Below are 23560 nucleotides of genomic sequence, written 5' to 3'. Positions count from 1 at the left end.
AGCCCCCTCCGGCGGGGTCACCACGGAGCACCGGGCCGGGCCCCGAACGCCCGAAACCATGAGGTCGGTCCGCGACGTTCAGGACCGGTCCCCTACCCGGCCGCCGCGTTCAGCCGGTACTCGCACGAGCCTGGCCCCGAGGAGCTCACCCCGGCCAGACGATGGACTGCGTCTCGCTGTAGGCGAGCAGCGCGTGCGAACCCACGTCACGCCCCACCCCACTGCGCTTGAACCCGCCGAACGGCGCCTCCATGTTGCGCCCGACCGTATTGACCCCGACGCCCCCGGCGCGGAGCCTGCGGGCCACCCGGAAGGCGCGAGCGACATCGCCGGACCAGACGTAGTCGATCAGCCCGTACTCGCTGTCGTTCGCCAGGGCGACGCCCTCCTCCTCGTCCTCGAAGGGGACGACCACCACGACCGGACCGAAGATCTCCTCCCGGACCACCCGCATCTGCGCAGTGCAGTCCACCAGGAGCGTCGGCGCCACGTAGGAGCCCCTCCCGTCCCCGACCACCGGCCGGGCGCCGCCCACCAGCACCCGAGCCCCCTCCTTGCGCCCCAGCTCCACATAGGACTCGATGCGGTCCCGGTGCGCGGCGGAGATCACCGGACCGACCACAGTGGCGGGGTCCGCCGGGTCTCCCACCTTCAGCGACCCGGCGTAGCCGCCCAGCCGCTCCACGAGCGCGTCGTGGACGGAGCGGTGCGCCAGCACCCGCGTCGGGGCGGTGCAGATCTGCCCGCTGTAGAAGGAGAAGGTCGTCCCGATCCCGCGCACCGCGGCATCGAGGTCGGCATCCTCGAAGACCAGCGCCGCGCCCTTGCCTCCGAGTTCCATCAGTTGCCGCTTCATCCCGCGGCCACACACCTGAGCGATTCGGCAACCCACCTCGGTGGACCCGGTGAAGGACACCATGTCCACGTCCGCGCTGTCCACGGCCGCCTCGCCGAGCGCTGCCGACCTCCCGGTGACGAGGTTCACCACACCGGGCGGGGCGCCCGCCCGCGCCAAAGCGGCCACCATCTTGCACACCGACAGCGGATCCTGCGGAGCGGGCTTCACCACGACCGTGTTGCCCATGGCCAGCGCCGGCGCCACCTTCCCGGCCGGATTCGCCCACGGGTTGTTGTACGAGGTGATGCAGGAGACCACACCCACCGGCTGGCGCACCTCCAACGCGCCGGTCACCTGGGCACGCCCCATCGGGCCGGCTGGGGTGACCTGCGGCGGCAGCCCGCGCTCCACCGGCTCCAGTGCCCCACGCGCATAGCGCCGGAACCGCCCCACCCCCACCGCCACCTGCATTCCCCGCGCTGTCGCCGTGGTGGCCCCGGTCTCCGCGCGGGCCAACAACGCAAGGGCTCCGGCGTCGCGTTGCAGCAGGTCCGCCGCCCGATCGAGGATCGCCGCCCGCTCCTCGGGGGCCGTACGGGACCACCCCTCGAAGGCCTCGCGGGCAGCCGCCGCGGCTTGGTGGACCTGGTCTACCGACGCCTCCGGGGCCAGTGCGACCACCGAACCGTCCGCCGGGTTTAGTACCTCGTAGTAGCCGTGCGCCGGCTCCACCCAGTGCCCCGCGATGTGGAGTCGCGGTGTGGCGCCGCCGCGCCCCGCCGCGTTCATCGGGTGCTCACCGTCCGGGTGTCGCGCCCCGACCGCAGGACCCGGCCGGGGACGGCCCCGGTCACCTGGTCGTCCCTGATCGTCTCCACGCCGTTGACCCGCACCGAGACGATGCCGGACGCCTGCGAGTGGAGTCGTGGGCTGTGGCCCGGTAGGTCGTGCACCAGCTTCGCGGGGCCCGCGTCGATCCGCTGCGGATCGAAGAGCACCAGGTCCGCGTGGTAGCCACGAGCGATGCGGCCACGCCCCCGAAGGCCGAAGAGACGCGCTGGATCGGCGGTGAGCATCCGTACCGCCGCCTCCAGTTCGAGCAGCCGGCGCCCGCGCAGGCAGTCCCCGAGGAACCGGGTGGTGTAGGGCGCACCACACATCCGATCCAGGTGTGCGCCGGCGTCGGAACCGCCGAGCAACACGTCCTCGTGCTGCCAGGTTTCCTGCCGCAGGGCCCAACTGGCCGGATCGTTGTCGGTGGGCATCGGCCACAGGACGGTCCGCAGGTCGTCCGCGGCACAGATCTCCACCAGGCAGGCGAACGGGTCCAGTCCGCGTTCCGCGGCGATCTCGCCGACGACCCGTCCGGAGAGCCGCTGGTTCACGGGGGCGTAGGTGTCCCCGATGACGTAGCGCTCGAAGCGGGCCAGGCGACGGAAGACGCCCGCTTCCTTGCTGGCCGCCCGACGGAGCATCTCGGCCCGTACCTGCGGATCACGGAGCCTTCGGATCCGCTCCGGTACGGGCAGCGCGAGGACCTCGCCCCAGCCCGGGATCAGGTTGAGCGCGCAGAAGGTGCCCAGCGACATGTTCATCGGCGTGAGGATCGGCATGGTCAGGGCGACGATCCGGCCGCCCGCCTTGCGTGCGCGTTCACTCGGCAGCAGTTGGCGCGGCACCCGCTCGGGCACCGCGGCGTCGATGGTCAGCACGTTCCAGTTCAGTGGGCGCCCGGCTGCTGCACTCATCTCGACCAGCAGGTCGACCTCCTCGTCGGAGAACTGGTCGAGGCAGCCCGCGACGATGGCCTCCAACTGGGTGCCTTCGTGCGCGCCTACCGCCCGGGCGAGCTCCAGGAGTTCCTCGGGCTGGGCGTACCGGGAGGCTACGGGCGCTCCTGCGCCGTCCGAGTGCGTCGCGGACTGCGTGGTGGAAAGACCCCAGGCGCCGGCGTCCATCGCCTCGTGGAGGAGGCGGACCATCTCGTCCAGTTGCTCGGCGGTGGGGCGTCCGCCGGTCGCGGCCTCTGCCATGACGTACCGGCGGAGCGCGCAGTGTCCCACCATGAAGCCCGCGTTGACGGCAATGCGGCCCTCCAACTGGTCGAGGTAGTCACCGAAGCCGTGCCAGCCCCAGTCCACGCCCTCTTCGAGCGCCGCAAGTGCCATACCCTCGACCTTGCTCATCATGCGCCGCGTGTAGTCGGCGTCCTCGGGGCGGTCGGGATGCAGCGGGGCCAGGGTGAAACCGCAGTTGCCCCCGACCACGGTGGTGACTCCGTGGTTCATCGAGGGGGTCGCGTACGGGTCCCAGAACAGTTGGGCGTCGTAGTGCGTGTGCGGGTCCACGAAACCGGGGCACAGGACGAGCCCGCCGGCGTCCTCGATGGTTCGGGCTGCTTCCGCGGCGGTGCCCGGCTCCCCGAGGAAGGCGATCCGGCCCTCCCGCAGGCCCACGTCGGCGATGTGGCCGGGGGCACCGGTGCCGTCTACGAGGGTGGCTCCGCGGATCAGGTGGTCGAGCATGGCCGTTCCCCTTCTTCCAGGGCTGAGCGGGAGGCTGGTTCGGGCTGCGGGCGCAGGTCCGGCCGGGGTCCGCGCGGCAGGCCGCTGCCGTGCGCACCCCGGCCGGGACCCCTTCCGGCCGGCGGTCCGGGAAACCGCCGTCCGCCCTGTGGGTGGTGCGGCCGAGCCGCGGGAGTCCTCGGGGACGCCTCGGGTCGGCGGCGCGTTGCTGCTTCGGTGCGGCCGGGGCCGGCCGTTGCCTCAGGTGGACTGCCGGAACCGGGTGGTGCGGTGCACCGGATCAGTGTCGATCTTCGGGATCACGTGCTCCCCGATGAGCTTGATCGTGTTCATGGTGGCCTCGTACGGGACGCCGATCGGCAGCCCGAAGCACAGTTGGTCGGCGCCGGCCTGCTCCCAGCGACGGCACTGACGGGTGACCTCGTCGGGGTCGCCGCAGATCATCAGCTCCTCGCTGATGAGGAGCTCGATGATCTCTTCGTTGTAGGCGGGCAGCGTTTCGGGCCACTCCGGGATGCCTTCGGGGCGCGGGAAGGTGTCGTGGTACCGGAAGACGAGGGACTGCAGGCGGTTAAGGCCGCCTGCGACAGCGATCCGAACAGCTTCCTCGTGCGTTTCGGCGCAGATCGCGGTGGTGGTCACCATCACGTTGTCGTTGACGAAGGCGCCTATCGGCTCGGCCTGTTGGACCGCCGTCTTGTACTGCTCCAGCACCCAACTCATGTCGGAGACCTTCTGGACGCTGAAGCCGAGCACGCCCAGGCCCTTCTTGGCGGCCATCGCGTAGGAGGAGGGCGATCCGGCGGCGTACCACATGGCCGGGTGGGACTTCCCGTACGGCTTGGGGAACACCTTCCGCGGGGGCAGGGACCAGTGTTTGCCCTGGAAGCCCTCGTACTCGTCCTGGAGGAACATCTTGGGGAACTCGGCGATGGTCTCCTCCCAGATCTCCTTCGTGTGGTTCATGTCGGTGATGCCGGGCAGGAAGCCGAGTATTTCGTGGCTGCCCGCACCTCGGCCGGTACCGAACTCGAAGCGCCCCTGGGAGAGATGGTCGAGCATGGTGACCTTCTCAGCCACCTTGACGGGGTGGTTGACGGCGGACAACGGGTTGAAGATGCCCGAACCGAGGTGGATGCGATCGGTGGCGTGGGCGAGGTAGCCGAGGAAGACCTCGTTCGCCGACAGGTGGGAGTACTCCTCCAGGAAGTGGTGCTCCGAGGCCCAGGCGTACTTGAAGCCGGAGCGGTCGGCCTGGATGACGTACTCGGTCTCCTCCACCAACGCCTTGTGTTCCGCCTCCGGGTCGACCTGAGAGCGCGCCTGGGGAACGTATCCCTGCACAAAGAGCCCGAATTCCAAGGGGATTCACCATCCTTTTGTTTCTGACGCTCCGTCAGATCGATGGGTTGACTGTTCCACCGCCGACTTGAGGCGTCAAGAGCCGACGAGCCGTCGGCGGCAGCGGAAGCACCCGTCCACGACGCCGGCCCGGCCGACCGGCCGCCGCCATGGACGACCGGTCCGCCCCGCGACCGACATCGAGGCACACCGGCCGGAGTCATCGAGCACCTCCGCCGGCACCACCCGCGCCCGTGGCTCCCACACCCACCCTCACGTGGCGAGCAGAGGACCCACCTCCCGCCCGAAGGCGGTTACCTGGTCGATCAGCTCCTCCCGACTGCGGCTGCGAAAGCGGACCTGGATCTGATCGACCCCCATGTCCGCGTAGGCACGGAGCGAGGCGGCCAGTTCCTCGGCCGGTCCGGTCAGGGTGCGCGGGCCGGTGTCCCAGCCCGGTCGGCCGACGTAGAGCGGCTCGGTGATCGCACCGACCTCCAAGGGTTCCGCCACCCCGGCCCGCTCCCGCAAGCCGCGCAGCCGAGCGATCTGGGCCGGGAGTTCCTCGCGGGGGTCGCCCTGCGGCAGCCAACCGTCGCCCCGCACCGCAGCTCGGCGCAGAGCAGCCGGCGAAGAGCCGCCGACCCAGATCGGAACCCGCGACTGGAGGGGGCGCGGAAGCTGCCCCAGCCCCTGGAACGCGAACCGCTCGCCGCGGAAGGACGGGTACTCCTGCGGCCCGAGAGCGACCCGCAGGGCATCGATCGACTCGTCGAGGACGGCTCCGCGTTCGGCGAAGGGCACCCCCAGAGCCTCGAACTCCTCCGGTACGTGGCCGGCGCCGACCCCCAGGACCAGCCGGCCACCGCACAGCTGGTCCACGGTGGCGTACTGCTTGGCTGTGACCAGCGGGTGCCTCAGCCCCACGATCGCGACATGGCTGAGCAGTCGCAGGTTTTCGGTCACCGCGCCGAGATGGGCGAGGGTGGCCACCGGGTCGTACCAGACCGCGCTCATCGCCGTCGCCAGTCGACGCGGGATGGCGACGTGATCACAGGTGGCCAGATAGCCGAAGCCGGACCGGTCTGCCGCGCGGGCGACGGCGACGAGGTCCTCGGGGCCCGCCGCCGCCTCCCAGCGCTCGGCGTACAGGCCGCTCTGCGACTGAACCGGGAGCTGCATCCCGTAGGCCAACCGCCCTTCGGGGAACACGCGCGCCATGACTGCCTCACCCTCTGCCGGCACCACCGTGCCGTGCGGCCTCCACCTGCGGTGACCGCCCCATGCTTCTATCTGACACCTCGTCAGGCAAGGGGGCGGAGGCGGGCAATGACCGAACAGAAACCGCCATGCCGGTATGTTTTTTCCCTGGTTCAGCCGGGGGCCGACCCACCAGAGCGGCACCGACTCGAACGGGCCCATCACCAAGCGGTGGGCTCCCCATCGGCGGCCAAGCCTCGAAGGAAGGTCTGATGGACACCACAGCGTGGCAGCAGCCGAGGTTGCGGGTCGGGGTGCTCGGCCCGCTGGAACTCCACCTCGACGGAGAGGACCGCACCCCCACCGCCCCGCAGGTCAGGCGGGTCCTCGCCATGCTCGCCCTACGCGCCGACCGCCAGGTATCACTGACCACCCTGATCGCCGAACTATGGGAAGGGGACCCGCCCAGACTGGCCCGCAAAACCGTCCAGACCTACGTGTACCAGCTGCGCCGCGCCCTCACCCGCGCCCCCGGACCGGGCGGCGTCGAACGCCTACAGACCCGACCCAGCGGCTACCTGATGCGCCTGCTCCCGGAGGAGGTCGACCTGTGGGAGTTCGAGGGCCTCGTCACCCGGGCCCGAGCCGCGCTCGACGAAGGACAGCCCGAACAAGCCGCCCAGGACCTGCGCAAGGCCCTCGCGCTCTGGCGCGGCGACGCGTTCGCCGACATCTCCTTCGGACCCGAACTCTGCGTCCGCGCGCCCCGGATAGAAGCCGCCCGGATCACCGCCTTGGAACTGCGCGTCAAAGCCGACCTCCAGCTCGGCCGGCACCGTGAGCTCCTCGACGAACTCCGCCAACTGGCCGCGGACCACCCGCTGAACGAACGCTTCGCCGCCGACCTCATGATCGCCGCACAGTCGGCCGGACAGCGCGCCACCGCGCTGGATGCTTACACGCGCCTGAGGCGCGCCCTCGTCCAAGAACTCGGAATCGAGCCCTCCGACTGGCTGCGCGACCTCCAACGCGAGGTCCTGACCGCCGGCGCCCCCCGCGACCTTCCAAGGCAACGCGCCCGCGTGCCCGCCGCACCCCCCGCTCAGGCGCCCTCCTCCGGCACCCCGCACCGGACCCCTTCCCGGGGCACCCCCGTCGCGGCACCGACCAGAACCGGGCCCCGCCCGGCCATCGCACCCGAGGCCCCCGGCGCGATCCCCTCACAGGAGGCAGGTCCGCACTCCTCCACCGCCTCGGCGACAACCTGCCCTCCGCCGAACGTCGCCCGGACCGAGAGCCGTGGCGAGGGCCCCGCGGAGCGCCGCTCCGCCGGCCGATCCGCCCCGACGCCGGACGAGGACCACCGCCACACGGCCCTGCCCGTCCTCGAAGAGCCCACCGAAGAAGCACACCACGGGACCGTCGGCCAGGGACAGCCACCGCAGTACGCAGTCGGCCCCACGGACGAGGTGGTACCCGTACACCGCTCCCCCGCCGGCGCCTTCACCTACGGACCGGCCCGCCACGGCCCACCGCCCGGATTCGGCTACCGACCCCCAGCACGACCGGCGCCGCTGACACAACTGCCGCCCGACACACCTGACTTCGTGGGTCGCCGACGCGAGCTGGACCGGCTGCTGGCGCTTGCCGGGCACGGGCCGGGGCCCGGACGGAGCAACTCTCCACGGGTAGTCACCGTCCTCGGCGGGATCGGGGCGGGAAAGAGCACCCTCGCGGTCCGCGCCGCCCACCTGCTCAGTGCCCGGTTCCCCGACGGCCAGTTGTACGCGCGGCTGCACGGGGAAGGCGACGCTCCCGTCAACCCCGCCCTCGTCCTGCGCTCCTTCCTGCGCGACCTACAGCTGGACTCGGGGCACAGCTCCGCCGGCGGCGTGGACGAACTCGCCCGGCGGTTCCGACACCACACGGCCGGCCAGGCCGTTTTGTTGCTGGTCGAGGACGCCGCCTCGGCCGGCCAGATCCTGCCGCTGCTACCGGGCGGCAGCGACAGCACGGTGCTGGTCACCTCACGGGTCCGGCTACCCGGCCTACCGGGCGCCAGCCATCTCGGCCTACCGCCGATGACCACGGAGGACGGGGCGGCACTGTTCGCCTCAGTCCTCGGCCCGGGGCGCGCCGCCGAAGACCCCGCAGCGGTCCGTCAGATCGTCCGACTGATGGGCGGACTCCCGCTCGGCGTACGGGCCGCGGCCGAGAAGCTCGCCGGTCGCCCCATGTGGTCAGTGGCCGATTTCGCACTTCGGCTGGCGGACGGACGCCGCCGCCGGGTAGAACTGCGCACAGGTGCCTGGGACGTACTGGCGCACGTGGCCTCGGCCGGGGCCAGGCTGCCCCGTTCCGCCCAGCAGGCACTGGCGCTGCTCAGCCGGTCCGGGCCCCGGTCCTTCGCCCTACCTGACATGGCCCAGCTCCTGGGCATGCCCGCCAGCGCCGCCGAGCAGATACTCGGCAGCCTGATGGACCACCACGCGGTGGAGCTGGACAGCCCCCACCCACCTGGGGTGAGCGGCACGGTGACCACGGCCGCGGCCTTCCGGATACCGGAGCTGGTCCGCCTCGCACACGCAGGTGAACCGGGCGAGACGGTGGAACTGACCCCGTACTCGGGAGCCGCCACCCGCACCGTGTTCACCACGCGTCCGCCCGTGGAACGTCCTCTTCCCGATCCTTGGCCTCCCCTTGGTCGATCCCGATGAGGCTGCATACCTGCATCGGCCATTCGGCCGACACAGGCAGTCAGCTGGCAGGGCGACCACCCGGCCGGAGGGGAGACTTCCATGAGGAGCACGATCCTGCGACACGAACGGTCGGGGCAGGACGGCCACGGCTGGGGCGAGCCCTCGGACCGGCCACGCCCAACCGGACCGGGCCGCCTGCACGGCACCACTGCCGGTACCGCGGGCGGGAACAGCGCCGACCCCGGCCCGGAGGACACCATCACCTTCGAGCTCTTCTCCGGGCTCTTCTCATCCATGCCCCGCAGTGACCAGCGGCGCAAGGCCATGCACTACGTCCGTGGCCTGCTCGGCGCCGAAGGACGCAAGTCCATTCGCAACATCGCCGCCCTCATCGGCGGTGACGCCGCCGAACAGAGCCTGCACCACTTCATCTCCAGCTCCACATGGGACTGGGCTCCGGTGAGACGCGCGCTGGCCCAGCACATCGAACGGGTGGCGCCCCCGCAGGCCTACGTCGTCCACCCGATGATCATCCCGAAGGCCGGCGAGACCTCGGTCGGTGTGGAACGCCGCTTCGTGCCGGAACTGGGCCAGGTCATCAACGCCCAGCAAGCCGTCGGAGTATGGGCGGCAGCGCCGGACTGGAGCAGCCCGCTCAGCTGGCGACTGCACCTGTCCAGCCGTTGGCTGGAGGATCAGCGCCGACGCAACCTGGCCGCGATCCCCGAGAGCACCCTGCCCGAAAGCCTCGAACAATGCTCGGTCGAGGCCTACTTGGGGATGATCCGCGGGTCCGGCCTGCCGATCCGGCCCCTGGTCATGGACGCCCGGGAAGCCGACGTCCTGGCCACCGTGCACCGACTGCGCGCCGCCGGCACACCCATGCTGCTACGGGTGTCCGGTTCCGTCCGGCTGACCGTCACCGAAGCCGTATTCCCCAGGCGGGGAGCGAGCATGACGGCGCAGCAGATCATGTCGACCGTCTGGCACATGCGCCATCTCGATCCGCGCCGTCCCCCCGCACCGGAAGACGCAGAGAGCGACCGGACGGCCTCACTGGTCGCCGTCGGAGCGACCCTGACCGCCGACACCCGCCGCCCCGGGCCCGCTGGGCAGGCCGTCCGGACCGCCCCCGCCCTCTCCTCCCCACCCGGCCGGGCCCCCGAGCTCCTGCTGCTGGGAGTGGCCGTCGGCGGACAGTGGCCCGCCGAGCTGTGGCTCACCGACCTCACCTCGCTGCGCCCCGCCGAGCTGCTCCAACTCATCCGCCTCACCCACCGGGTGGACCGGGACCTGACCGAAATAGCGGACCAGGTGGGAATCCGGGACTTCTCCGGGCGCTCCTTCACCGGATGGCACCGGCACGCCACGCTCGCCTCCGCCGCCCACGCCATCGCCGTGCTCAGCGGGCGCCCCAACAACCACCACGCACACCCCACCGTGGCACCGGCCGCGACCGCGCACCTGCGTTCCCCACTGGCCCCCTACGCTCCGCCACCGGCCCCGTCCTACGGGTCCTCGGCGGCCCGGACCGTGGTGGCCGGACCCGACGCACCATCGAGGTACCGCCTGCACCGGGACGCCGATCGACCTGACGGACCATGGCAACGAACCTGACGTATGGGGCACGGCAATTGACGGATCGTGGCGGTGCCCGTTGGCCGGGGTGGCAGCTTCGGCACAGGATCGGGCCACCCGATTCGAACATTTCCGGAGGAGCACCCCCGACATGACCAAGGTCGCCGTCATCTACTACTCGTCCCAGGGCAATGTGCACCAGCTCGCCGTGGCCGCCGCCCAGGCGGCCGAGAAGGCGGGAGCCGAGGTGCGGCTGCGCCGCACCGCGGAGCTCAGCACCGAAACCATCGTGCCGGGCAACGACACCTGGAACGCGGCCTGGGCCGAGCACCTGGACGCCGTCGCGGACATCCCCGAGGCCACCCTCGACGACCTGGAGTGGGCCGACGCGGTGATCTGGGGAACCCCGGGCCGCTACGGGCTTCCCGCAGCCTCCCTCAAGCAGTTCATCGACCAGACACTCCCGCTCCATTCGAAGCGCGGGCTGCTGAACAAGGTGATGTCCTCGTTCACCTCGACCGCCACCCTGCACGGCGGCCAAGAGAGCACCCTGCTGTCCCTGAACAACGCCTTCTACCACTGGGGCGCCATCATCGTGCCGCCCGGTGTGGCGGACCCGATCCAGCTTGCCCCGACCAACGGCAACCCCTACGGCGTCAGCAGCGTCTCCCGCAACGAGGCCAACAACGTCGACGGTGACAACCTCGCGGCCATCGAGTACCAGGCCCGCCGCACCGTGGAGATCGCCTCCGCCCTGGTCCGCGGCCTGGCATCGGCCTGACCGACCGCGTCCGGCGCCGGGGACCTTGCTCCCGGTGCCGGGCCCGACCGGTGGGAGCTCCCACCCGTTGAGGGCCTGCGCCCCGGACCCTCGCCCTGCCCGGTGGCCGCCAGGGGCCCGTGCCGCGCCGGCACCGAGCTGGGCCCACGAGGCGGAGCGGTGGACCTCGACGCCTTCTCGCACCACCCACTCGTGGCCGGTGGCGGTCCGAGCCGCTCACCTCCACCTGCCCGATGCAGCCCTTGCCTCCACTGGGCGCTTCGTGCTGGGCAGCCACGGCCACCGGGCGCGGGCCGCCGGTGGGCTCCACGGATCCGATCCAGGGATTCGCTTCCCCCACCGGCGACTGCCGGTGGCCCCCTCGAAAGAAGGTCTGATGGACAACAGCCTGCTCGACGTCCGGCTCAAACCCGCACTGCAACAGCCGGACTGGGACGACCCCGCGCAACTCAGCCGGGTCAGGAAGGAACTCCTCGCCCGCCCACCGCTGGTGGACGGGGCGGACGTCCACGCACTGCGCCGGCTCCTGGCGCGGGTGGCCGAGGGCGAGGCCCACGTGGTCCAGGCCGGAGACTGCGCCGAAGACCCCGACGAGTGCACGAGCGAGCACGTCGCCCGCAAGGCGGCCGTCCTGGACCTTCTGGCCGGCACCCTGCGACTGATCACCAACAAGCCGGTGCTGCGGGTGGGCCGGATAGCCGGCCAGTACGCCAAGCCCCGCTCCAACCCGACCGAAACCATCGACGGAGCCGAACTTCCGGTGTTCCGCGGCCATATGGTCAACGGGCCCGAAGCAGATCCGGACAGCCGTCGCCCTGACCCGCTGCGCCTGCTCACCGGGTACATGGCCGCCGAGGACGTCATGCGCAACCTGGGTTGGCGGGGTGGCCACGCCGGCGCCGACATCGACCCCCGGGTGTGGACCAGCCACGAGGCCCTACTCCTGGACTACGAAGTCCCCATGGTCCGCCGGGACGAGCGCGGCGAGCTCGTCCTGACCTCCACCCACTGGCCGTGGCTGGGTGAACGAACCCGCCAACTCGGCGGAGCACACCTGGAGTTGCTATCACAGATCGCCAACCCGGTTGCCTGCAAGGTCGGGCCGAGCATGACCCCAGGTGAACTGCTCGCGCTCTGCGAGCGGTTGGATCCCGAGCGGACTCCCGGCCGGCTGACGCTGATCGCCCGAATGGGCGCCGACAAGGTACCCGAGGTGTTGCCGCCGCTGGTGACCGCGGTCCGGGAGGCAGGGCACCCGGTGATCTGGCTGACCGACCCGATGCACGGCAACACCATCACCACGCCCGAAGGACTCAAGACCCGCCTGGTGGAGACCGTCGAAAGGGAAGCGGTCGCCTTCCACTACGCGGTGACGGCAGCCGGCGGAACGGCCGGCGGCTTCCACCTGGAGACCACCGCGGACGCCGTCACCGAGTGTGCCGCCGACCCCTCCGGAATGGACCGGGTGGGCCACTTCTACACCAGCTTCTGCGACCCGCGGCTCAATCCGGGCCAGGCCATCTCCGTCGTATCGAGCTGGAGTTACTGAACCCAAGGAGGTGCACGACCCATGGACGACTCCATCGCCCTGGTGACCGGCGCGGCGGGCGGCATCGGAATCGCCGTCGCCCGCGCCCTGGGCCAGCGCGGGGTCCGGGTGGCCGCCGTCGACCGTGACCCCGAGCAGCTCGGCCGGGCCGTCGAGGAGCTCACCGCCGAAGGCGTCAAGGCGGCGGCCTTCCCCATCGACGTCACCCGCAGCGCCGACGTCGAGGAGACGGTGGCGACGGTGGAGCGGGAGTTCGGCCCACTGGACCACCTCGTGAACGCAGCCGGCGTGCTCCGGCTCGGCGAGGCACGCGAACTGTCCGACGAGGACTGGAACGCGACCTTCGCGGTCAACGCCACCGGCGTCTTCCACGTCTCCCGCGCCGTGGTGAACCGGATGGCCGCCCGGGGACGCGGCGCACTGGTGACGGTCGCCTCCAACGCCGCCACCACTCCACGTACCGGGATGTCCGCGTACGCCGCCTCCAAGGCCGCGGCCACCATGTTCACCAAGAGCCTCGGCCTGGAAGTGGCCCGGCACGGAATCCGCTGCAACGTCGTTGCCCCCGGTTCCACCGACACCCCGATGTTGCACTCCATGTGGGAGGACGACTCAGGGCCCCGGGGCACCATCGAGGGGCGGGCCGACGCCTTCCGGGTCGGCATACCCCTCGGCCGGCTCGCCCAGCCCACGCAGATCGCCGAGGCCGTGGTCTTCCTGCTGTCCGACGAGGCCTCTCACATCACGCTGCACACCCTCACCGTCGACGGGGGCGCGTCTCTGGGCGGCTGACGGAGCCGCATCCGCCTGCGCCCGGAGCCCCGAGGGACATCTGGCAGGGCCAGAGCGCCACATTCCATCGAACACTTCGAGCAACGAGAGGACGTCATGGCCGGCATCCCGACCATCGAGCCCTACCCGATGCCGACATCGGGAGATCTGCCCGTCAACACCGCTGCCTGGAAAGTAGACCCGGCCCGCGCGGTGCTGCTGGTCCACGACATGCAGCGCTACTTCCTGGCGCCGCTGCCGAGCACCTTGCGCACCGACCTGGTGCGCAACGCCGCCCTGCTGCGCGAGCGTGCCGTCGAACTCGGCATCCCGGTCGCCTACACCGCCCAGCCCGGTGGCATGACCGAGAGCCAGCGGGGGCTGCTCAAGGACTTCTGGGGACCGGGCATGCGTACCGCACCCGCCGACCGCGAGGTCGTCGAACCGCTGGCCCCCCGCCCCGAGGACTGGCTGTTGACGAAGTGGCGCTACAGCGCCTTCCACAAGACCGACCTGCTGGCCCGGATGCGCGCATCCGGACGGGACCAACTCCTCATCTGCGGGGTGTACGCGCACGTCGGCGTGCTCGCCACCGCGGTGGAGTCCTTCACCCACGACATCGAGACCTTCCTCGTCGCCGACGCCCTCGCCGACTTCAGCGAGGAAGACCACCGCATGACACTCTCCTACGGCGCACAGCGCTGCGCCGTGGTGACCACCGCCAAGGAGGCGCTGGTATGACCGCAGTCGCTCCCGCGGGGCACCCCGCCTCCGAGGGCCGCCCCACCGGCAGTGAGCTCCTCTCACGGATCCTGCTCCCGAAACCGCCGCCGTTCGCACTGCTGCACCGCCCGGCCGTAACCGGTCCGGGAGTGCTGGAGGTGCTCCTCGGGGACATCAGCACGCCCCGCACGCTGGCCGAGGTGCCCCTCGACCCGCCGGCGGCGCACGGCGAGGCGACGACGGCGGGTGGGGCCCGCCACGAGTCCCTCGTGGTGGTGCCCTTCCGGCAGATCGGCGAACGCGGTTACGCCTGCGCCGACGACGGCTCCCCGCTGATCGCGCTCACCGTCACCGAGCAGGGCCACGTACCGCTGTCCGAGGCGGCGGACCTGATCGGCGACCAGCCGATCCGGTTGAGCGGCGGCGAGTTCGACATCAGCGACGAGGACTACGCCGACATCGTCCGCCGGGTCATCGCCGATGAGATCGGCACCGGCGAAGGAGCCAACTTCGTCATCAAGCGCTCGTACACGACCGAAATCAGCGCCTACGAGCCACGCTCCGCCCTGACCCTGTTCCGCCGCCTGCTGGAGCAGGAGTCCGGCGGGTACTGGACCTTCATCGTCCACACCGGGGAGCGCACCTTCGTCGGGGCCACGCCCGAGCGGCACATCAGTGTGCACGAGGGCACCGCGGTGATGAACCCGATCAGCGGTACCTACCGTTACCCCGCCACTGGGCCCACCCTGCCGGAGGTGATGGACTTCCTCGCCGACCGCAAGGAGACCGACGAGCTCTACATGGTCGTCGACGAGGAACTGAAGATGATGGCCCGGGTCTGTGAGGGTGGTGGGCGAGTCGTGGGCCCCTACCTCAAGGAGATGGCACGTCTGGCCCACACCGAGTACCTCATCGAGGGCCAGACGGATCGGGACCCGCGACAGATCCTGCACGAGACGCTGTTCGCTCCGACGGTCACCGGCAGCCCGCTGGAGAGCGCCTGCAAGGTCATCAACAGGTACGAGCCGCACGGCCGCGGCTACTACAGCGGAGTCCTCGCACTGATCGGCCGGGACGAGCGCGGCGCCCGCGAGATGGACTCCGCGATCCTCATCCGCACCGCGGACATCGACCGCGCGGGATGCGTCCGCATCGGCGTCGGCGCCACCCTGGTCCGCCACTCCGACCCGCTGTCCGAGGTCGCCGAGACCCGGGCCAAGGCGGCCGGCCTGATCGCAGCACTGGAGTCGGGAGGTCCGACCCGCTTCTCCGGTCACCCCGAAGTGCAAAGCGCCCTGGCCCGCCGCAACGAGACGATCGCCGGCTTCTGGTTGGCCGGCGAGGGCCAGCGGGTGCGGCCCGAACCGACCCTGGCCGGGCGACGGGCGCTCGTCGTCGACGCCGAGGACACCTTCACCGCCATGATCGCCCACCAGTTGCGTTCCTTGGGCCTGGAAGTCGCGGTGCGGCGCTTCGACGAACCCTATGCCTTCGAGGACTGGGACCTGGTCGTCATGGGCCCCGGCCCCGGGGACCCGCGCGAGGAGGCGCACCCGAAGATCGCCCACCTGACGGGAGCGATACGCCGCTTGCTGGCCGAGCGTCGGCCGTTCCTCTCGGTCTGCCTCAGCCACCAGGTCCTGTCACGGCAGTTGGGCTTCGAACTGGCCCGCCGGGAGGTGCCCAACCAGGGCGTGCAACGGGAGATCGACCTGTTCGGCTCGCCCGCCCGTGTCGGCTTCTACAACACCTTCGCCGCGCGATGGGACGAGGAGAAGGCCGAGTGCGAGGGCGTCGGCGTGGTCGAGGTGAGCCGCGACCCGGCCAGCGCAGAGGTCCACGCACTACGCGGACCGCACTTCGCCTCCCTCCAGTTCCACCCCGAGTCGGTGCTCACGCAGGACGGGCCGCGGATCGTCGCCGGCCTCCTGCGCGACGTACTGGCCTCGGTCTCGGTACCCGTCTGACCGGGCGCACGCCTCCTCTCCCCTTCCACCCGTCACAAGGAGTTTCCCGATGCTTCCCGTCCAGTCCAGCGACAAGGGCCTCTACATGGGCCTGGTGGCCGAGCGCGCCGCGCAGACCCACGGCGACCAACTGATCGTCCTCGACCACGACATGGACCTGCTCCCGGACGCCGGCCGCAAGCTGACCTTCGCCGAACTCGCCGAACACATCGACGACATGGCGGCCCGGTTGTACGCGGCGGGGGTGCGCCGCGGTGAGCACGTCGCCCTCCACAAGTCCAACGGCTTCGACATCAACATCCTCTCCTCGGCCGTGGCCAGGCTCGGCGCGGTACCCGTGCAGCTCTCCCCGTACCTGGACGCGGCCAGCGTGCTGGCGCTGCTGGAACGGCTGGGTGGTCCGTACCTGGTCACCGACACCGCGAAACTGGACGGCTCCTTCGCCGACGCCCCGCTGGCCGAACTGACCGCCGAGGTGATCCTGGTGGCGGGTTCACGTCCGGGCACCGTCAGTCTGACGGACCTGGCCGGCGCCCCCCGGCAGGAACCGGTCGTCCCCCACCCGGACCTGCCGGCGCTGATGACACACACCTCCGGAACCACCGGTCTGCCGAAGCTGGTCGTGCACTCTGCCCGCACCCTGCACGGCCGTTACCGTCCGCAGGCCAAGCTCTTCGACATGATCCGCGAGACGGAGACGGTCGCCCTGCACGTCTCCTACGTACACTCGCGGATGCCCCTCGCCCTCGCCGTTCTGCTGCCCCGGGGCAACCGGATGGTCATCATGAACGACGCCGAACCGGAAGCCGTGGCCCGCCTGTGGGCCGAGACCCGCCCCGGCTTCATCGAATCGCACCCCAACTCCTTCATGGAGTGGGAGGTACTCACCGAGCACCCGCTGCGGCCCCTGTCGAACGTGAAGTACTTCAGCACCACCTTCGACGCCATCCACCCCAGCACCATGGACAAGTTGCTGCACGCCACCGACCGCAGCTCGCCGCTCTTCTACCAGATCTACGGCCAGAGCGAGACCGGACCCCTGGTCGGCCGCGGCTTCACCCGTAAGACGGCGGCCGGTGCCGACGGGCGCTGCCAGGGCTACGCCTTCCCCAGCGACACCAAGTTCCGGCTCGTGAGCCGCAACGGGCAGCCGGTGACCCGGGAGAACCCCGGCTACATCGACGTGCAGGCCGCCGGGCGGGCGCTCGGCTACTTCGGCGAGCGGGAGCGTTACGACACCCAGGTGCACGGCGGCTGGTGGCGCGGCATGGACCTCGGCTACCGGACCGAGGAGGGCTGCCTGCACCTGCTGGACCGCGAGGTGGACTCGATCCCCGGCATCGCCTCCACCCTGGAGATCGAGGACACCGTCCTGGGCCGGCTCGATGAGCTCACCGAACTCGTCGTCGTCCCGGGACCGGCCAAGGAGGGCGTGCCGGTGCTCTGCACCCGCGAGGACCTGCCGCTGGACCTGGCCCGCTGGAAGACCGCGACCGCCGAGTGGCCGCAGCTGGCGGACCCCGTGCAGATGAAGCTGTCCGAACTTCCCCGCACGGCCACCATGAAGGTGCAGCGGATCGAGCTCTCCGCCCGGCTGGCCGCCGCGGCCCTGCGAGGCCTCGATGGGTGACCGGGTCCCCGGGGATCCGGGCCGTGACGTGGACGTACTGATCGTCGGAGCGGGACCGACGGGCCTTCTGGCCGCCTGCGAACTACTCCGCCAGGGCGTCCGCGTCCGGATCGTCGACCAAAACGAACGGCCCGCCACCGTGCCCAAGGCCCTCTCCCTGTGGCCACGGGTCCGGGACATCCTCACCGACCTCGGTGTGGGCGAGGAGGTCGAACGTGCCTCCCTCCCCATCCGGGCCTTCCGCTACCTCTCCGATCGCCGCCCGGTCGCCTCGCTGACCTTCACGGACGATCTGGCGGCCCGGCAACTGCCCCAGTACGAAACCGAACGGATCCTCACCGAACGGTTGCACTCCCTGGGCGGCAAGGTGGAACGCGGGGTGCGGCTACTGTGCCTGGACGACGTGGACTTCTCCGACCGGATCGAGTCCACCAGCCCGGTCACCGCCGTGCTCGAACACGGGGACGGCCTGGTGGAGCATTTCGCGGCGCCGTTCGTCATCGGTGCCGACGGCGCCGGGAGCGCCGTCCGCCGGCAGTTGGGCATCGGCTTCGAAGGCTCGACCTACGAGCTGGCCTTCGCCCTGCTGGACACCCACATCGAAGGTCACCTGCCCGCCGACGAGATCTCCTACTACCAGAGCACCTCCGGCACTCTGGTGGTGGTGCCACAACGAGAGGGCGTCTTCCGGTTCCTGACGGTCATGCCGCAGAGCACCACCATGAGCCGGGGCGCCATGCAGCGCCTGATCGACACCCGTGGCCCCCGCGGGGTGCGGATCACCGAACCGGTGTGGGAGACCGTTTTCAGAGTGCACGCACGGCGGGCCACGGAGTTCCGACGCGGCCGGGTCTTCCTCGCCGGCGACTCCGCCCACGTCCACAGCCCCGCCGGCGGACAGGGCATGAACAACGGCCTTCAGGACGCGCACAACCTGGCGTGGAAGCTGGCGGCGGTCATCCAGGGCAGGTCGCCGGTCGGCCTGCTATCCACCTACAGCCCGGAGCGGGTGGAGGCCACCAGCCGCATCGTGCGGGACACCGACATCCACACCCGCGCGCTGACCGCCCGCACCCCGCGCCGGGTCGCCCTCCGCGACCGCACCTTCCAGTTCCTGGACCGCACCGGCGCGGCGGCACGGCTCTACGCCCCGGTGATGGCCGGCCGGCGCCTGGCCTACTCCCCGCAGCGGGCCACCCAACGGCCAACCGGCGGACCCTGCCTGCTCCCGGGTACGGCGCGGCCAGGAGCGGTCCTGCCCCGCCCGGCCGCGCTGGACCTGGGCCTGGCCGGGCCCGATGCGGGAGTCCCCGGCTGGACCTTGCTGCTGCGGGCCCCCACCGGGGACTCCCGGTGGGCCGCGGAGGCCCGCCGCGCCGCCGTCCGCTGGCCGCAGCTACGCGTCCGCCACCTCGGGCGCACCCGCGGACTGTGTGCCCGCCCCGGCTACCACCTGATCCGCCCCGACGCCCATATCGCGGCCCATGGCCACCCCGGTGACCTGTCCCGCCTGACCGCCGAACTCGACGCCTTCCTCGTCCCCGACGCCCTCTGACCCCGCGCACCCGCACCATCACGCCAGCCGAGCCCGCCCCTTTCGAGGTGGCGGGCTCGCGGCGTCCGGTGACCGCCGACGGCCCGCGGCGGATCGGGCGACGGGACCCGTTCACCGCCTGCCCGGCGCCGGCCTGCGGGTGGGACGGGCCGCTTCGGGGTCCGGTGCGCGCGGCGGTTCGGGCAGGGCGATCAGCAGGGCGTCCAGGGCTGCGGAGAAGGCGTGGTCCGGCGGGGTGCCGTAGCCGATGACCAGACCGTCCCGCGCGGGCATGGCGGTGTTCGGATGCCGGTAGGCCCCGAGTCCGTCCAGGGCCAGGCCCTGGCGGCGGGCGGCGCGCAGCGCCGCTTCCTCGGTGTGCTCGGGCAGTTCGAGCACCGCGTGCAGCCCGGCGGCGATGCCGCTCACCTTGATGTGTGGGGCCTGTTCGGCCAGCCGCCGGGCCAACAGGTCCCGGCGGCGACGGTAGATCTGCCGCATCTTGCGCAGGTGCCGGTCGTAGGCACCGCAGGCGATGAAGTCGGCGAGGGTCAGCTGGTCCACCACCCCCGACCACATCTCCCGGTCGCCCTTGACCGCGAGGACCTCGTCGACCAGCCATCCGGGCAGGACCATCCACCCCAGGCGCAGCGCCGGAGAGAGGCTCTTGCTGGCGGAACCGAGGTAGACGGTGTGCTCCGGATCGAGGCCCTGCACCGCACCGACCGGCTGCCGGTCGTAGCGGAACTCCCCGTCGTAGTCGTCCTCGATCAGCAGCCCGCCGGTGGAGCGCGCCCAGTCGATGACGGCCGCACGCCGTTCGGGGTGCAGAGGCCCACCGGTGGGGAACTGGTGGGCGGGGGTGAGCAGTGCCGCCGACACTCCCGAGCGGGGCAACTCCTCGATGACCGCGCCGTGCCCGTCCACGGTCAGCGGGATGGTGCCCCGGCCCGCCTCCGCCAAGATGCCGCGGTGGAACCCCAGGCCGTAGGACTCCACGGCGACCGAACCCTCCAGCACCGCCCCGAGCAGGCGCAGGCCGTGTGCGAACCCGGCGCAGATGATGATCCGGTCCGGTTCGGTCCGTACCCCGCGCACCCGCGCCAGATACTCGGTGAGAGTGCGCCGCAGCTCCACCCGCCCACGCGGGTCACCGACGCCGAAGGCCTCGTTCGGAGCGGCGGCCAGTGCCTTGCGGGCCGAACTCAGCCATGCCGTACGGGGGAAGGCCGCCGCGTCCGGCGAACTCGCCTGGAGATCATGCACCTTGCGCCGGGCCGTCGGCCGGGCTGGGCCGCCGCGCCGCCCGTCCGGTTGGAGGGGTGCGGCCCGCCGGGCCACGCGGGTACCGGAGCCCTGACGAGCCGCCAGCCAGCCTTCCTCGACCAGTTCGGCGTAGGCCTCGGCGACCGTGTTGCGGGCGAGGTGAAGGTCGGTGGCCAAGGTCCGGTAGGGCGGCAGTCGGGTGCCTGGGGCGAGGCGACCGGAGCGGATGGCTTCGCGCAGCGCATGCATCAGCTGGGTGCGCCTGCTGCCTTCGCCACTCAGCTCCAGATGGAGATCGCTGCCTCCCGTGGAGCCCTCCGGGGCGGCGGGCTCACTGGCCGATCCGGGCAGGTCAGAGCGGTCTGGCCCGGAAGCGGGGCGACTGCGGTCGGATGAGGGCCGCGGTCCTCCGCGTCGAGAATTGACCCATGTTTCTGCCATAGAAATGCACCCTACTCCGGGCCGATTCGGCGCATACATTTTTGGCATGACAACTTTTCAGGTGCCTGAGCGCATGAACTTCGCAGCCGTCGCCCCCAAGGTCTTCAAGGCCGTCCTCTCCCTCGACGCCGCCGCCCGCGAGGGCCTCGACCCGGTGCTGCTGGAGCTGGTCCAGATCCGCGCCTCGCAGATCAACCGCTGCGCATACTGCATCGACTACCACACCAACGACGCCCGCAAGGCCGGCGAGTCCGAGGAACGCATCTACCAGCTCGTCGCCTGGGAGGAGTCCTCGCTCTTCACCGCCAAGGAGCGCGCGGCCCTGGCCCTCACCGAGGCCGTCACCCACCTCCCCGAGGGCGTGACCGACGCGGTGTACGCCGAGGCGGCCGAGCACTTCGAGGAGAAGGAACTGGCGCAGCTGATCGCGCTGATCTTCACCACCAACGCCTGGAACCGGATGAACGTCGCCACCCGCAAGACCCCCGGCACCGAGTAGAGCGAACGGGCGAGCACCACCCGCTTCCCCTCCCGAACAGCAGCGACCACACGGGCGGTGGCCATCGAGCGCTGGGCCACCGCCCGTGGCATGCCCACACGCCACGCAACGCCACTTCTGACGAAGGACTGAAGTCGTGACCACCCTCGAAACCCCGGCGCCCACCACCACCAGCAATGAGCCCTCCCCCCTCAAGGGCTGGCTCGCCGTCCTGGCCGTGACCTTGGGCATCTTCTCCCTGATGACCTCCGAGCTGCTGCCCGTCGGCCTGCTCACCCCGGTCGGCACCGCCCTGGACGTATCGGAGGGCACCGCTGGCCTGATGGTGACCGTTCCGGGTCTGGTGGCCGCGATCTCCGCCCCCCTCGTGACCGTCGCCACCGGCAAGATCGACCGGCGCATCGTGCTGGCCGTGCTCATCGCCCTGGTCGGTCTGGCCAATCTGGCCTCCGCCTTCGCCACCAGCTTCGCCGTGGTCCTGGTGGCCCGCTTCCTGATCGGCATCAGCGTCGGCGGCTTCTGGTCCTTGGCGGGCGGCATCGCCCTGCGCCTGGTACCCGAGAAGCACGTGCCGCGCGCCACGGCGGTGATCTTCGGCGGTGTCGAGACCGCATCCGTGCTCGGCGTGCCCACCGGCACCTTCATCGGCGACCTCAGCAACTGGCGCACCGCCTTCGCCGCCGTCGGCATCCTCGGCCTGGTGTCGCTGGCCTGCATGCTCTTCCTGCTGCCCAAGCTGCCCGCCGAGCGCACCATCGGCTTCTCGGACCTGCCCAAGGTCTTCAAGGGCAACGCCGGTGTCCGGGTGGGCCTGGCCATGACCTTCCTGGTCATCACCGGCCACTTCCTCGCCTACACCTTCGTCCGCCCGATCCTCCAGGGCGACGGCGTCAGCGACGGCATGATCGGCGTACTGCTCCTGACCTTCGGAATCGCCGGAATCACCGGCAACTTCATCGCCGGCGCCCTGATCGGCAAGCGGCTGCGCCAGACCGTTCTCGGTATCGCCGTCGTCCTCACCACCGCCATGGTGCTGCTGGCGACCCTCGGCGAGGGCACCGTCTCCGCCGCACTGATCCTGGTCCTGTGGGGGCTCGGCTACGGGGCGGTTCCGGTGACCTTCCAGACCTGGATCCTCGACGCGGCCCCGGAGGCCACCGAGGCGGCTTCCTCCCTGTACGTCTCCGCCTTCAACCTCTCCATCGCCCTGGGTGCCCTCTTCGGCGGACTCGCGGTCGACGGGATCTCCACCACCAGCGTGCTCTGGATCGGTGGTGGCATGGCGATCCTGACCCTCCTGGTGGTGGCCGGCAAGGGCGGCCGGTCCGCCGGCCAGAACATCGGCAAGGAAAGCCACGCGGCCCAGTAGCCAACCCCCCAGCTCCCGCTCCACACCCAATTCCCCCGCGGGTGGGGTGGGAAGCCGGGCGGGGCTCCGAACCCTCGGAGCCCCGCCCGGTGTTTGTCGTTTCCGCCGGGGTCCCGACCGCCCGCGCCTTCGTTGGCGCCGTACAGCAACCGTTCATCAGCTGTTGATGACCAAGCCCTTTGATAGCAACCAACGAGGGGCGAGCAGGGCAACAGCCCCTCACCACCAGGGCCCCCGGCAGAGCCGAGAACCTCCCGCCGGAGGCCACTCACGGCAGAGAAGGGACACACCATGTCGATCGTCAGCTACGCGAACTTCACCAGCGACCGCCAGAAGTCCGCCGAGGCCTACGTCCTCAAGAGCATCGACAACGACAAGACCAGGGAAGCCAGCGCCAAGCAGGCCCTCAACGACGTCTTCTTAGACCGCGGCAAGGCCTGTCTCACCACCACCGTGGACGGCAAGGCCAACATCCAGATCAAACACGCGAGCGCCGGAGCCAAGGGCAAGGACAACAGCGTGACGGTGTTCTACTACGTCGAGAAGAACGCCAAGCAGGAGATCACCATGGTCTACCTGCTGGCCCTGGGCAGCCACAAGTCGGACTCGACCTACGCCATCCACAAGCAGTTCGGGCAGACCGAGTTCCCGTTCAAGCGCGGCACCGTCGTGAACGTCGACGGCAGCAAGGTCTAAGGACCGTCCCTCGCCCCGGGACCGGCCAGGTGCGGGGCGTCGCCGCCGCCGCAGGCGACTAGTACTGCAACCGCATGTGATGTGACTGGTCGTCGCCTTGGTCGTTGGGCTGACTGTGTGATGAATCGCTGACGGTCGCGCAGATCGAGGACT

At 70.9% G+C, this 23560-nt stretch carries 17 protein-coding genes; 12 read left to right on the top strand and 5 right to left on the bottom strand.

The features are described from left to right. Positions 1-145: 145 nt before the first annotated feature. The 4 genes from ACFYMC_RS22225 to ACFYMC_RS22210 form a co-directional block, all read right to left on the bottom strand. Positions 146-1627 (bottom strand): aldehyde dehydrogenase family protein, encoded by a 1482-nt coding sequence (locus ACFYMC_RS22225; RefSeq protein WP_388528078.1) that lies wholly within the window; start codon positions 1625-1627, stop codon positions 146-148. Continuing rightward, positions 1624-3363: an amidohydrolase family protein gene (locus ACFYMC_RS22220; RefSeq protein WP_388528076.1), complete on the bottom strand. Its 1740-nt coding sequence runs from the start codon at positions 3361-3363 to the stop codon at positions 1624-1626. Before ACFYMC_RS22220 ends, ACFYMC_RS22225 begins: the two co-directional genes overlap by 4 nt. A gap of 240 nt (positions 3364-3603) precedes the next feature. Beyond that, a complete protein-coding gene (locus tag ACFYMC_RS22215) occupies positions 3604-4725 on the bottom strand; it encodes an LLM class flavin-dependent oxidoreductase (protein ID WP_388528074.1) in 1122 nt (373 codons plus the stop codon). A gap of 252 nt (positions 4726-4977) precedes the next feature. Beyond that, a complete protein-coding gene (locus ACFYMC_RS22210; RefSeq protein WP_388528073.1) occupies positions 4978-5925 on the bottom strand; it encodes an LLM class F420-dependent oxidoreductase in 948 nt (315 codons plus the stop codon). A gap of 251 nt (positions 5926-6176) precedes the next feature. On the opposite strand from ACFYMC_RS22210, the gene ACFYMC_RS22205 reads away from it, so the two are divergent. The 9 genes from ACFYMC_RS22205 (at position 6177) to ACFYMC_RS22165 (ending at position 19157) form a co-directional block, all read left to right on the top strand. Further along, the gene (locus tag ACFYMC_RS22205; protein ID WP_388528071.1) at positions 6177-8621 is read left to right on the top strand and encodes a BTAD domain-containing putative transcriptional regulator; all 2445 of its coding nucleotides are present in this window, start codon (positions 6177-6179) and stop codon (positions 8619-8621) included. Positions 8622-8702: 81 nt separating this feature from the next. Next, positions 8703-10220, top strand: coding sequence for an IS701 family transposase (locus ACFYMC_RS22200; protein WP_388528069.1), 1518 nt, complete (start codon positions 8703-8705; stop codon positions 10218-10220). A 112-nt stretch (positions 10221-10332) separates the two neighbouring features. Continuing rightward, entirely contained in the window at positions 10333-10962 is a 630-nt protein-coding gene (locus ACFYMC_RS22195) for an NAD(P)H-dependent oxidoreductase (RefSeq protein WP_388528067.1), read from the top strand. 376 nt (positions 10963-11338) lie between these two features. After that, positions 11339-12511, top strand: a complete 1173-nt coding sequence (locus tag ACFYMC_RS22190; protein ID WP_388528065.1) for a 3-deoxy-7-phosphoheptulonate synthase — start codon at positions 11339-11341, stop codon at positions 12509-12511. Positions 12512-12532: 21 nt separating this feature from the next. After that, positions 12533-13303, top strand: coding sequence for a 2,3-dihydro-2,3-dihydroxybenzoate dehydrogenase (locus tag ACFYMC_RS22185; RefSeq protein ID WP_388528063.1), 771 nt, complete (start codon positions 12533-12535; stop codon positions 13301-13303). A 96-nt stretch (positions 13304-13399) separates the two neighbouring features. Beyond that, positions 13400-14023: an isochorismatase family protein gene (locus ACFYMC_RS22180; RefSeq protein WP_388528061.1), complete on the top strand. Its 624-nt coding sequence runs from the start codon at positions 13400-13402 to the stop codon at positions 14021-14023. Beyond that, on the top strand, positions 14020-15972 hold the full coding sequence (locus tag ACFYMC_RS22175) for an anthranilate synthase family protein (RefSeq protein ID WP_388528060.1): 1953 nt from the start codon (positions 14020-14022) through the stop codon (positions 15970-15972). Before ACFYMC_RS22180 ends, ACFYMC_RS22175 begins: the two co-directional genes overlap by 4 nt. A 49-nt stretch (positions 15973-16021) precedes the next feature. Further along, positions 16022-17602, top strand: a complete 1581-nt coding sequence (locus tag ACFYMC_RS22170) for a class I adenylate-forming enzyme family protein (RefSeq protein ID WP_388528058.1) — start codon at positions 16022-16024, stop codon at positions 17600-17602. Further along, positions 17595-19157: an FAD-dependent monooxygenase gene (locus tag ACFYMC_RS22165; protein WP_388528056.1), complete on the top strand. Its 1563-nt coding sequence runs from the start codon at positions 17595-17597 to the stop codon at positions 19155-19157. The genes ACFYMC_RS22170 and ACFYMC_RS22165 overlap by 8 nt, the downstream gene beginning before the upstream one ends. Before the next feature lie 111 nt (positions 19158-19268). Here the strand turns inward: ACFYMC_RS22165 and ACFYMC_RS22160 are convergent, their stop codons facing one another. Continuing rightward, complete coding sequence (locus ACFYMC_RS22160) at positions 19269-20843, bottom strand: PLP-dependent aminotransferase family protein (protein ID WP_388528054.1); 1575 nt, start codon at positions 20841-20843, stop codon at positions 19269-19271. Positions 20844-20889: 46 nt separating this feature from the next. Between ACFYMC_RS22160 and ACFYMC_RS22155 the strand changes: the two genes are divergently transcribed. From ACFYMC_RS22155 to ACFYMC_RS22145, 3 genes are all read left to right on the top strand, one after another. Next, positions 20890-21342: a carboxymuconolactone decarboxylase family protein gene (locus tag ACFYMC_RS22155; RefSeq protein WP_388528051.1), complete on the top strand. Its 453-nt coding sequence runs from the start codon at positions 20890-20892 to the stop codon at positions 21340-21342. A 136-nt stretch (positions 21343-21478) separates the two neighbouring features. Continuing rightward, positions 21479-22711, top strand: coding sequence for an MFS transporter (locus ACFYMC_RS22150; RefSeq protein WP_388528048.1), 1233 nt, complete (start codon positions 21479-21481; stop codon positions 22709-22711). 291 nt (positions 22712-23002) lie between these two features. Continuing rightward, a complete protein-coding gene (locus ACFYMC_RS22145) occupies positions 23003-23407 on the top strand; it encodes a hypothetical protein (protein WP_388528045.1) in 405 nt (134 codons plus the stop codon). Positions 23408-23560 lie beyond the last annotated feature (153 nt).

It is taken from the genome of Streptomyces sp. NPDC006879 (assembly GCF_042869595.1).
GTDB lineage: Bacteria > Actinomycetota > Actinomycetes > Streptomycetales > Streptomycetaceae > Streptomyces.
The sequence above is the reverse complement of the archived record's forward strand: the minus strand, read 5'-3'. Positions and strand labels throughout refer to the sequence as shown.